Below are 11,024 nucleotides of genomic sequence, written 5' to 3'. Positions count from 1 at the left end.
CTGGCGGGCACAGATGCTGGCACGAGGGCTCACGACGGACACCATCAAGAAACGCTGCCAGTTGCTGAGCCGGTTCCAGGAGTTCACCGGTGAGTTCCCGTGGCAATGGCGCCCGGTCGATATCGATGAATTCCTCGCCGGGCTGCGTTCCGGTGAGAAGCCGATCAGCCTGAAGACGCTGCGCTCGTATAGCAATGCCGTGGCGATGTTCTGCTCCTACCTGACGCATCCTGGCTATGGATGGGGTGAGTTCTGCGAACGCACTTTCGGCGATATTCCGAGCCAGATCTGCTTTGAATGGAACACGCCCAGGCGCACGACCGATGACGCCGTACCGGCACAGCGGCGGGCGTTCACCAAGGCGGAGCTGCAACGAATTTTCGATCACATCGACGATCTCGTCTACCGTGAGTACGCGGCCGGCACCAAGCGCTGGCTGCCACTGTTCCGTGATTCGGTGGCGTTCAAAGTCTGCTACGCCTACGGGCTTCGCCGGCGCGAGATGACCATGCTGGATCTGGAGGACTTCGGCGCGAATCCCCACGTGACTGAGTATGGCCGGTTCGGTGCCATCCAGGTGCGGTTTGCCAAAGGCACTGCAGGTTCAGGGCCCAGGCGACGCACTGTTCTGACTGTGCCGGAGTTCGACTGGGTCGTGGATCAGCTGAGGACATGGACGGCCGAAGGCATGCGAGCGAATTTCGCAACAGCGGACCGGTCATCGGCGATGTGGCCGAGCGAGCGGGGCGCCCGCATGTCGCTTGGCTCGTTCGGGGATGCCTTTGCAGCTGCACGGGACGCCGTTGGATTGCCCAAGGAACTGGGGCTGCACTGCCTCAGGCATTCCTACGTGACCCACCTGATCGAAGCCGGCTACGACCCGGCATTCGTGCAGACACAGGTCGGCCACTCGTACGCCTCAACCACCGGCCTCAACCACCGGCCTCTACACATCGGTATCGTCGGACTTCAAGCAGAAAACCGTGCAGCAGATGATCGCCCGCCGCATCACGACCTTGGAGGACCCAAATGCCTGAACAGCGCCGGATCGGCTACCGCTGGAACTTGCGTCCCCTCATGGCCAAACGCAACCTCTGGAAGACCACCGAGCTGATGCCCCTTCTGAGATCCCGGGGCATCAATCTCTCCGAGAGCCAGGTCTACCGGCTGGTCACAGCCACGCCGGAACGCATCCCAGCCAGAACGTTCGCAGCGCTCTGCGACATCCTGGACTGCACGCCGAACGACCTATTCGAACCATTCGTTGAGATGCGCGCCGCAGCGACAGCCAACGCACCGCAGCGCAGCGAAGACCTCGGAATCCAACCAGGTAACCCGATCGCCAAGCGCATCCGCCTCGTCACTCCTGAGGACGGTGAGTAGGCCACGCAAAGCAGAGGACCCCATCCGCTGGCCGGTCCCCTGCAACCGCTGCGGCCAGCACCACCAAACCGTCGCACAGTGGCCCGACGGCGGAGTCTGCGGCTACTGCTACCAGCAAGCCAAACGCACCCGAGGCACCTGCTCCTGCGGACACGAAGGCGTCCTGCCCGGCCTCATCGATAACCAACCCGCGTGCCGTCGATGCTCAGGCATCCGGCTCAACGTCGACTGCCGGACCTGCGGAGCCGAGGACGAACTTCACAGCGGCGGACGCTGCTGGACCTGCGTCCTCGGAAATGTTGTCGATGACCTGCTCACCGACCCGGCCACGGGATCCATCGCCAACGATCTGATCCCGCTGGAGGCCGCGCTGAAGTCAATGAAACGCGCGAACAGCGGTCTGACCTGGATCTGCCAAAAGCACGTCACCGCGTTCCTCCGAAACCTCGCGGCCGCACCAAGGATCACCCACGAAACCTTCGACGAACTACCCGACTCACGCACGCGCGAATACGTCCGCGGACTCCTCACAGAACACGGAGTGCTCCCCCAACGCGACGAACTCTGTAAGCGCTACGACAACTGGGCCGCACAAACCCTCGAACGCGTGAAGAATCCTCAGAACCTCGACGTGATCCGCCGCTACATCCGCTGGCACCACCAACGACGGATGAACCACATGGACGAAGTCACGCGTGGCACTTTCCTCCGCGCCAAACAGGAAGTCACCGTGGCCATCGACCTGCTGAACTGGCTCACCGACCACGACATCAAACTGCCCGAGCTGCAGCAATCCCACCTCGACATATGGCAAGCCGAAGGGCCAACAACCCGACAGATCGCCGAACGGTTTCTGAAATGGGCAATCAAGACCAAAGCCGCCCCGCCCGGGCTCACCATCGTCCCGCACCGCCGCGGCACCAGCCCACGACTCGCCAAGCCCGGACAGGATGAAGCACTCAAACGAGTCATCCACGAAAGCGGACTGGAGACACGTGACCGCGCCGCCGCCATCCTCATCCTCGTCTTCGGACAACAGGCTGAAAACATCGCACGAGTGATCTGGGACGACGTGACCATCACAGAAGAACTGGTAACCATCCAGCTCGGAACAATTCAGATCGCCCTTCCAGACCCGTTGGCCCAACCATGGCGCGAACTCTCCGCAAACCCAGGCCATGACCTGACCGCCTCACACCCCAACACAAACTGGGTATTCCGCGGAGCCTCACCAGGACGACACATCCACCCCGGACACCTCACAACGCGGCTCAGCAAGCTGTTCAGCACCCGGGCCGCACGACTGGGAACCCTCCACGAACTCACCAAACTTGCACCCGTGGCCATCATCGCCGAAACCCTCGGCTACTCCCCCACCACCATCGAACGCCACGCCACCGACTCGGCAGCCGCCTACGCCCAATACATCGCGGCCGCCCACGAACAGCGAACGCGCCAGACCGTTCGAGTTCCTGATGGAGAATGAGGTCATGAATGAGGTGGCAATCGGACATCAGGGTGCGCTCAACTTCCGCGTTGCGGGGGAACCTCGCGGCCTAAACGCGACAATCAATAACCTGACAGTCACTGCGGAACTGCAAGGACTTCGAGCCAGTAAAGACGTCCACGATATCGACGGCTGGTCGGGGCTCCTCTCCTTTTTCGAGGAGCTCGCACTCAATTGGCGCGGCTGGGACGGGGACAAGACCTTCGACTCCCTCGAGGGAGATTTTCAACTGTCCGCGACGCACGACGGACACGTCCGGCTCTCCTTCGAACTCGAGCAGTACGAAAGGCCGACCACATGGGCGGCCAAGGGGGAACTCACCATAGATCCCGGTGAAGAACTGACTGCAGCGGTCGAAGCACTTCGGGACTTGCTGGCGACCCGAAAATCGTGAGCCTCTGGGAATACTCTCCACTCCTGAGACAGACGCTGCCCCTTGCCCGTTGTGGTGGACCAGTCAACTCCTGAACCCAAGACATCGCTGACGAAGACGATTTCAGTGGCAAGCAGTGCCCGGCGCCAATCATTTTTCATCAAGGCTCGCCCGGCCAAGAGATCGTCGGCAATTCGCCGGCCTTCGTCCAGCAAGTCCGTGACGCTACTAAATCCGATAGCAACTGCCATTGCCTCGGTGCATCGAGCTGGCCCGCCCCACTCAAGGAGGCCTCGCCGCAGGAGTTCCCGTTCCTCGTCAGTGAGGTCTATTTCTCCGCCTCGGGCCATCGCGATCACATTCACTCTCTTCGAGAGCTCCGCTTGAAGACTAGCCAATTATGCCAGCGGCAAGCGAAGCGTTTTTCCCGGCTACTCCCGTCCCATGAATACCCGTGCATGCCAGTTAAAGCACGGGAATAGCACCATTTGCGGTCTGGATGGGAACCTGTGGTTACCTCTTGCTATGAGACTCTTTCGAAGAAAAGTAGCGGCAACTGGTCCTCCGCTCGAATCGACACCAGTCGCATTTGCTGAGCCAGAAGTTAAGACGAACGAGTTACTGCTGACTCCAGAGGAACTACCGACGGGATTTTCCTACCCGCGCGGACTTCTTCGGCTGGTGGAGCTCGAACTTTTCGAGCTGGAACCCTGGTGGATACTGACGGGCGATCACTTGCGTGCACTCAACCGGGGCATGGCCGAACGTTATCCTCAGCGCCGGCTGATTCTCTTCGCCAAGCGCCAAGACAATGACGATGCCGCGTGCTGGGATCTCGAGTCCGGAAAGGTCGCCATAGTCCACGACTTCGCGTCTCCGGGGTGGGAAGCGCGTGGTGAGTTCCCTGACTTCAACAGCTGGCTACATTCGGCGATTGACGACTTGATTGAGTTCTAATAGACGGAGTACAAATCATTTTGGGGAGCGCAAGGTGATCGACCTGACCAAGTTGAGCAAAGCAGTCTCCCGGGCCCTCCGCCATCAGCCGTGGTTGTTCGAACTTGAGCTTGACAACCAGGGTTGGACACGCGTGGAGGATCTTCTCAGCGCACTTCGCAAAGAGTCCCCTGAATGGACGGACCTTGGCATGTCTGATCTGCGGCTGATGATTGCTGCCGCCGCTAAACCCCGTCATGAGATTCAGGGCCAAATGATCCGGGCACTTTACGGTCACAGCACGCCCGGCGCGCTCGTCATGGTCCGCTCCGCTCCACCGGATGAGCTCTTTCACGGAACCTCCCCTGAGAGCATCCGCTCCATCCTCACAGGCGGACTCCTGCCAATGGGAAGGCAATCCGTGCATATGTCCAAGGATCCCTCCACCGCGTTCCTCGTTGGCGGCCGCAAGAGCCCACACCCGGTGGTTTTGAGCGTTGACGCTACGTCCGCGAACAGCAGAGGTGTTATGTTTTTCCGCGGAAGCGACATCGTCTGGCTCGCAAAGCACGTTCCGGCGGAATTTATCCGGATTTATAAGGCCCCCTGAGGGGCCTGCACAACGGGCACGACGTCTCATTCAGACCAGTTTGGGCCATCTTCTACGCGCAACTTGAAGGGGAACGCCTCAGACACTTCTATGCAATGAGTTATTGAAGTTCCAGGTGGTTCCAGCTGACCGGCGTTCCCCCGACAGGAGCAATGTAAATTTGCCGATCTGAGCTTTTGACGAGACACATCATGCGGTGACCGAATAACGCTGCGTAGGCAGCCTGGCGAGCATAAATATCAAGGATGGACTGAGCCGTAGCGCGATTCTGTACCAAGAACTCGTCATATCCATTGAGCACGCAGACCAGGCCAGTGTCTGACTCGGACCACCCATAGGTACGAGTTGCCACATCACTAAGGCAATCATTGAGCGCGTCGAGATTTGCGCCGTAGTAGGCGGGAAATCGAAGAGCGGAAGCAAGATCCGTATGCATCTCAACCCGTACATCTCGCCATGGAGGAGCCTGTGCGGCTCGTTGACGAACGTTCTCCGGTACTTCCGAAGGAGAACAAAAAGAATCCGTCGATGCGTGAAGCGCTATCTCGCACGACGGATTTACAAAACTTTTAACGCGTCAAACCTGCTCGTTGGCCAAGCTTGACAACTATAGAAGGGTCAAACGGGTCAGACTGTTCGAGCTCCTGAGGGAGAATGATGTCATGAATGAGGTGGCAGTCGGACATCAAGGCACGCTCAAGTTCCGCGTTGAAGGGACACTCCGCAGCCCGGACGGAACTACCGATAACCTGACGGTCACCGCGGAACTGCAAGGACTTCGCGCCAGCAAAAATATCTACGATTCGACGGCTGGTCGGCGCTGCTGTCCTTTTTTGAGGAGTCGCACTCAATTGGCGCGGCTGGGACGAGAACAAGAACTTTGACTCCCTGGAGGGAGATTTTCGGCTGTCCGCGAAGCACGACGGACACGTCAGGCTCTCTTTCGAGCTCGGGGAGTTCGACCGCCCGACTCCATGGGCGGCAAAGGGAGAACTCACATTAGATCCCGGTGAAGAACTGACTGAAGCAGTGGAGGCACTCCAGGGATGCTGGCGGCGCCAAAATCGTGAGCTTCTGGAATTGCTCTTCAGCCCTGGGACAGATTCTCATCACCTTCTCGGATGGGGCGGGTATTCCTGGCTCATGGATACCGCGCATACCAGTTAAACCGGGCGGGTAGGAAGGCTTATGCCCTCGTCAGATCCTGGTACAGCCAGTGGTGGCCTTGGTCGCTCTGTCTGGAAGAGCCTTCAGTCGCTCTTCGAAGGTCTCCCGAGCGCCCGCCAATGACCAGTGTTGAAAGCATATGGCCGAACACAAGCATGCCGGTGGGAACGGCGGAAACCGATTACTCCCGCCCCACAAATATGCGTGCATGCCAGTTCAAAAATCAGTAGGGAGGCTGCCTGTTTCCTTACACGATCCCCGTCTCATAAGCCGGCATATGGCAATCGAGCTGATCGGCCGGGGAATAAGTATGGCCCTGATGCTGGTCAAGGCGGCTACACGGCTGGTTCAGCGGCACTATCTGCTTGGTTACCAGCTTGCGAAGGCTTGTTGGGCTGTTCCTGTCGTACTACTAACAGCACGTTAACCGTGTGCTGGCAAGCGATTCGAGAGAGTGGAGGCATCAGCAATGGTCCGGAAATTTCGGATCACAAACAGGAAAGGTTCCCAATGCACACTCGAACCAAGACAGCCCTCATCGTTGCATCCGCGTCCCTGATAACCCTGGCCGTCGCCGGCAGCGCAGCGGCTCAAAACAAAGTGAACGGGCCCAGCGCCATACCGGCCAACACGATCTCAGAACAACAAGTCCAGGCATTGTTCGAGAAGTGGAACGCATCATTGGCTACCGGGGATCCCGCCAAGGTGGATGCCATGTACGCAACCGACGCAGTGCTGCTGCCCACCGTTGCCTCCAGCGTGCATGACACGAGTGCCGAGCGCGTTGGTTACTTCACTGCCTTCCTCCAGAACGACCCCTCCGGCAGTGTGGACGAGGGCGTGGTGCGCACGCTTGGCCCCGCTGCCGTCTCGCACTCGGGTCTCTACTCATTCACGATGGGCACCACGGGTGAAGTGGTCAAGGCCCGGTTCACTTTTGTCTATGAGCGGATCAACGGCGAATGGAAGATCGTTGAACACCATTCCTCTAAGGAGCCGGCGGCCAAGTAGTCCTCACAACTGGCTCCCACCTGTCTGTGGGAATCTTAGACGTGCACATTCTGCTGGTTGAAGATGATTTGTCCATCGCCGACTCTTTGCGCGAGGGCCTTATCCGGTACGGGTTCGACGTCGATCATGTCACCACCGGATCCGCCGCCCTGGCAGCGGACAATCCGGACGTCGTGCTGCTGGATTTGGGTCTTCCGGACATGGACGGCCTCGACGTGTGCCGCCGCCTACGCTCGCATTCGGCTGTTCCCATCATCGTGATTACTGCCCGTGGCGACGAAGTGGACACCGTGGCCGGCCTTGAGGTCGGCGCTGACGACTACGTGGCCAAACCGTTCGGGGTGCGGGAGATCATTGCCCGCATCCGTGCTGTAACCCGCCGAACATCAGCTACGGCCCAAGACACTGAGGGACGGCTCAGGGTGGGATCAGTAGAGGTGGATACCGCTGCACGTCGGGTATTTTGCGGGGGTGAGGAGGTGCCGCTCGCACCGAAGGAGTTCGACCTGCTCTCTACCTTGGTCGAGCGGCCCGGCACAGTGCTGACGCGGGAAAGCCTGATCGACACTGTATGGGACACCCACTGGTTCGGCTCCACACGGACGCTGGACGTGCATGTCGCGGCACTTCGCCAGAAGCTCGCGGGCTCACTAACGATCACCACCGTGCGGGGTGTCGGTTTCCGATTGGACAGAAGCTGATGCGCCGCCGGCTGGTGATCTCTTACCTCGTGCTGGTCGCAGTAGCGCTAACCGCTTTCTCCGTGCCGGTCGGTATCAGCCTCGCCGGGCTGCTTCACGAGGATCAGAGGGAGGTGGGTCTGCGTGAAGCCCGCACCGTGGCAGTCCTGCTGGCGACGGCAGAAGAGGCGGACAGCACGACCGCCCGGGGGGCACTGCTCGCCCTGGAGACGCTGCGCAGCAACCTCGAAGATCAGACTGGCGGCAGGGTGGAGCTGATAACAGCCGCCGGTGATCCTGCACTGGGCCGGGAAGTGCAAAACCCGGACGACGACGACTTCACCGCCGCGCTGGAAGGGCAGGAACGGGTCCAGCGGCTGCCAAAGTCGGTGCTGGGACAGCCGGGACTGCAGGTAACGGTGCCGGCAGTGGCACCAGGAGGACGGGTCGACGGCGCGGTCCGGCTGACCTACCCCGAAGCCCCCGTACGGGAGCATCTGGGTAACGTATGGATGTTTCGGCTTGTGACCGGCGCTGCAGTCCTCATGCTCGCCGGGATCCTGGCTGCCATGTTTGCCAAGTCCCTCACCCGACCCCTGCGCCTGTTGGACGCCATGGCCCTTCAGCTGTCCGCCGGCGACTTCACGGCTCGAACGGATCCCTCCCTCGCCGGCCCCCCGGAGACACGACGACTGGCGGAAACGCTCAACGATGGCGCCCGACGGATTGGAACGCTTGTGGAAGCCCAACGGTCATTCACTGCCGATGCATCTCACCAGCTGCGAACACCACTCACAGCCCTGCGCCTGAACCTGGACAACCTGCGTGACAGGCTAGAAAACCGCGACGAGAAGTCAGCAGTAGACAAGGCCTTGGCGGAGGCCGGCCGGCTGACACGGCTGGTCAACAGCCTCCTTGCCCTGGCCCGGGCCCAGTCTGCTATCAGACGCCCCGAAGCAATCGATGTCCGGGCGGTTGTTGCCCGCAGACTGGATGCGTGGAGCGCGGCTTCCGAGGAGGCCGCCGTCGAACTGGTCAGCTCTCCGCCCGCTATCACCGGTGCTGATCATCTGCCAGTCCTCGCCTGGATAACCGCCGGGCACCTTGAACAGGTTCTAGACAACCTGCTGGCGAACGCGTTGCAGTCATCGCCTCCTGGCACCACTGTCACGGTCACGGTCACGGTCCGCGAAAGCCACGGGCAGGTGATCCTGGATGTCGCCGATCAAGGGCCAGGTTTGACGAACGAAGAGCTTGAACGTGTGTTCGACCGTTTTTGGAGCAAAACCCCCGGCGGTTCGGGCCTTGGACTGCCCATCGTACGCCAACTCGTGGAACACGACACCGGGAATGTTCAGCTACTCACCCAACCCAGTGCAGTTCCACAGATCACCGGATCCAGCCCACCCACTGGGCTCACCGTCCGGGTAACCCTTCCCGTCTGGAGAAAACCACGAGACAAAGACCACTAGGCCGCGCCCCGACCGATAGCGAGCACCTCCTCGGAAAGTACACGGTGTCGGAGCGGCTTGAAAGTGCTTGAAAAGGGCATGTCCGTTTCCCCTACGGTCGTTGTCTGCGGCTCGGCCTCCTGGAACCAGCTAATCCTCCTTGACCATCTCCCGGAGCCTGTCCCGCACATGCAGTTCGCGTTGGCCTCCTGGGAGACGGTCGGGGGAACTTCGGCGGGCAAGGCTCTGCACCTTGCGCATCTCGGTATCGATGTGCGTTTGTGCTCACCGTTGGGACCGGACTACGAGGGCGGGCGGGTCCGGCGAGCACTTGCCGCGGCCGGCATCACCTGCGAAGCGATTGCGTCTGAACGCACCGAGCGCCACGTCAATCTAATGACCAACGACGGCGGCCGCGTCTCCATTTCCATTGCAGTACCTTCCACGCCAGCTGAAGACGATCTCGAAGCCGTTGCTGCTCTGATCGCGGCGGCGGATCTCACCGTAATTGATATGAGCGAGCTTGGCCTGCTTTTACTGGAACGCGAAGGGGCCCGGCGTACGCCGTTGTGGGTTGACCTCCAGGACTATGACGGGTCCTCCGCATTTCATGAACCGTTCTTGCGTGCGGCCGATGCAGTGTTCATGAACGACGACAAGGCCAACGATCCTTGGGATCTCTTGCGCTCCTGCCTCGACCGGGGTCCTCGCCTGGCTGTATGCACACGGGGGGCGGAAGGCGCGATCGCACTGGAAAGGGGCGGGGCGCAGCATCAGATAGCCGCAGTTCCCGCCGACGTCGTGGACACAAACGGTGCCGGCGATGCGTTCATTGCCGGGCTCCTGGCTGCGAGCCTTCACGGTGCGTCACTTGGAGATGCTCTCAAGGCAGCGGCGGCGCAGGCGCGCATTGCCATTGAGAGCAAACATCTGCACCCCATGCTCGGGCAATGATCCCGTCTCACCGCGTGAGCCCAAAGCGACCCTTCGACAGGGTCGCTTGTCACGGCATTGGACGTTCGGGCAACACTCGCTTCTTGGAGATCGCCTACCCCCGGCCCACCAACCGCCGTGCATGTCAGGGCGGAACGGGCCACGACTGGGCCATTATCTGCCCAGAATCCCTAGCAATCCCCTGTTTTCGCCGATTTCGGGACTTTTGTCCCTTATGGACTCCACCCCGTTCTGGAAACATCGTTGCGGGGTTGCCTGCCGTTTCACTGGACGCGGACCGACCGGTTGGGTTCGACGAGATCAGTAATCATTTCTCGCCGAACGTTGGCCAAGCATGTGCCCACCAAGATTCAAAGGCAGAGTTGCCTGGAAGGAGCAAGTTCATGGCAGGATCATTCGAGGTATTCATGGATGCCGAATCGCAGGTGCGGTTCAGGCTGGTTGCCCCCAATGGAGTTGTGCTCGCCGTCTCCGAGAAGTTCGCTGATAAGCGTCACGCTGCCGCGGCAATCAAAGATGTACGTGAATGCGCCGGAACCGGCCTGATCCAGGACCTCTGCCCAAAGTCCACCTCGGAACCAGCCCCGAAACAGCGCCCCTTAGCGCGACGTGCCGTGGTTCGGCGCCCCTACAGCTTCCTCCCGGCCCGCACGGTCTGACCATCCGACGTTAACCGGGGCGCTGCTCCTGTCGACCTCCCACAACACTCCCCCGACGTTTGACGTCACCAAAATGTGATCTAACTTACTTGACGGACCGGTTTGTTAGCGTTCACACTTATCGCCAGAGCGAATCTGCTTCAGTTTGCAGCAACGGTGGTGTTGGGGTCTCCCGCCTGCATGTAACTAACGCTTCCGGGAGGATGTTGTGTTTAAGAAATCTCTAGTAGCCGTTTTGGCCGCGTCAGCTATTGCCCTTACTGCCTGCGGAGGTGGCGGCCAGGCCGCTTCGG

At 60.4% G+C, this 11,024-nt stretch carries 12 protein-coding genes and 1 pseudogene; 12 read left to right on the top strand and 1 reads right to left on the bottom strand.

Going from position 1 to position 11,024, the window contains the following annotated elements; translation table 11 throughout:
* The 6 genes from RIN13_RS10750 to RIN13_RS10725 all read left to right on the top strand — a co-directional run.
* Positions 1–1,114, top strand: a 1,114-nt coding sequence (locus RIN13_RS10750; RefSeq protein WP_309107328.1) for a site-specific integrase, incomplete at its 5' end; no start/stop codon positions are given.
* Entirely contained in the window at positions 1,078–1,383 is a 306-nt protein-coding gene (locus tag RIN13_RS10745; RefSeq protein WP_309107327.1) for a helix-turn-helix transcriptional regulator, read from the top strand. The genes RIN13_RS10750 and RIN13_RS10745, both read left to right, overlap by 37 nt.
* Positions 1,376–2,869 carry a Fis family transcriptional regulator gene (locus tag RIN13_RS10740; protein ID WP_309107326.1) on the top strand — a complete coding sequence of 498 codons (1,494 nt, stop codon included), beginning with the start codon at positions 1,376–1,378 and terminating at the stop codon, positions 2,867–2,869. The genes RIN13_RS10745 and RIN13_RS10740 overlap by 8 nt, the downstream gene beginning before the upstream one ends.
* Positions 2,870–2,873: 4 nt before the next feature.
* Positions 2,874–3,284, top strand: a complete 411-nt coding sequence (locus RIN13_RS10735) for a DUF6228 family protein (protein WP_309107325.1) — start codon at positions 2,874–2,876, stop codon at positions 3,282–3,284.
* 423 nt (positions 3,285–3,707) lie between these two features.
* A complete protein-coding gene (locus RIN13_RS10730; protein WP_309107324.1) occupies positions 3,708–4,220 on the top strand; it encodes a hypothetical protein in 513 nt (170 codons plus the stop codon).
* A 34-nt stretch (positions 4,221–4,254) separates the two neighbouring features.
* A complete protein-coding gene (locus RIN13_RS10725) occupies positions 4,255–4,809 on the top strand; it encodes an RNA 2'-phosphotransferase (RefSeq protein ID WP_309107323.1) in 555 nt (184 codons plus the stop codon).
* Positions 4,810–4,909: 100 nt separating this feature from the next.
* Here RIN13_RS10725 and RIN13_RS20505 read toward each other — a convergent pair whose 3' ends face one another.
* A complete protein-coding gene (locus RIN13_RS20505; RefSeq protein ID WP_375164761.1) occupies positions 4,910–5,245 on the bottom strand; it encodes a barstar family protein in 336 nt (111 codons plus the stop codon).
* Positions 5,246–5,664: 419 nt separating this feature from the next.
* On the opposite strand from RIN13_RS20505, the pseudogene RIN13_RS20500 reads away from it, so the two are divergent.
* The 6 genes and pseudogenes from RIN13_RS20500 to RIN13_RS10700 all read left to right on the top strand — a co-directional run.
* Positions 5,665–5,976: pseudogene (locus tag RIN13_RS20500) on the top strand (DUF6228 family protein); the annotation flags it as partial.
* A 510-nt stretch (positions 5,977–6,486) separates the two neighbouring features.
* On the top strand, positions 6,487–6,987 hold the full coding sequence (locus tag RIN13_RS10720; protein ID WP_309107322.1) for an SgcJ/EcaC family oxidoreductase: 501 nt from the start codon (positions 6,487–6,489) through the stop codon (positions 6,985–6,987).
* 26 nt (positions 6,988–7,013) lie between these two features.
* A complete protein-coding gene (locus tag RIN13_RS10715) occupies positions 7,014–7,688 on the top strand; it encodes a response regulator transcription factor (protein ID WP_309107321.1) in 675 nt (224 codons plus the stop codon).
* A complete protein-coding gene (locus RIN13_RS10710) occupies positions 7,688–9,139 on the top strand; it encodes a HAMP domain-containing sensor histidine kinase (RefSeq protein ID WP_309107320.1) in 1,452 nt (483 codons plus the stop codon). The genes RIN13_RS10715 and RIN13_RS10710 overlap by 1 nt, the downstream gene beginning before the upstream one ends.
* 78 nt (positions 9,140–9,217) lie before the next feature.
* A complete protein-coding gene (locus RIN13_RS10705; protein WP_309107319.1) occupies positions 9,218–10,072 on the top strand; it encodes a PfkB family carbohydrate kinase in 855 nt (284 codons plus the stop codon).
* Positions 10,073–10,455: 383 nt separating this feature from the next.
* Entirely contained in the window at positions 10,456–10,731 is a 276-nt protein-coding gene (locus tag RIN13_RS10700; RefSeq protein ID WP_309107318.1) for a DUF1508 domain-containing protein, read from the top strand.
* Positions 10,732–11,024 lie beyond the last annotated feature (293 nt).

Origin of the sequence: Arthrobacter sp., from assembly GCF_031179985.1 — a bacterium.
In the GTDB taxonomy this organism is placed as follows: Bacteria; Actinomycetota; Actinomycetes; order Actinomycetales; family Micrococcaceae; genus Arthrobacter.
This window is presented reverse-complemented; position numbering and strand designations above follow the sequence as displayed.

Coding starts and splice junctions, on each gene's coding strand:
- RIN13_RS10745 (WP_309107327.1), top strand. CDS start 1,078: ATGGCCAAACGCAACCTCTGGAAGACCACCGAGCTGATGCCCCTTCTG.
- RIN13_RS10735 (WP_309107325.1), top strand. CDS start 2,874: ATGAATGAGGTGGCAATCGGACATCAGGGTGCGCTCAACTTCCGCGTT.
- RIN13_RS10730 (WP_309107324.1), top strand. CDS start 3,708: ATGAATACCCGTGCATGCCAGTTAAAGCACGGGAATAGCACCATTTGC.
- RIN13_RS20505 (WP_375164761.1), bottom strand. CDS start 5,245: ATGCATACGGATCTTGCTTCCGCTCTTCGATTTCCCGCCTACTACGGC.
- RIN13_RS10720 (WP_309107322.1), top strand. CDS start 6,487: ATGCACACTCGAACCAAGACAGCCCTCATCGTTGCATCCGCGTCCCTG.
- RIN13_RS10710 (WP_309107320.1), top strand. CDS start 7,688: ATGCGCCGCCGGCTGGTGATCTCTTACCTCGTGCTGGTCGCAGTAGCG.
- RIN13_RS10705 (WP_309107319.1), top strand. CDS start 9,218: ATGTCCGTTTCCCCTACGGTCGTTGTCTGCGGCTCGGCCTCCTGGAAC.
- RIN13_RS10700 (WP_309107318.1), top strand. CDS start 10,456: ATGGCAGGATCATTCGAGGTATTCATGGATGCCGAATCGCAGGTGCGG.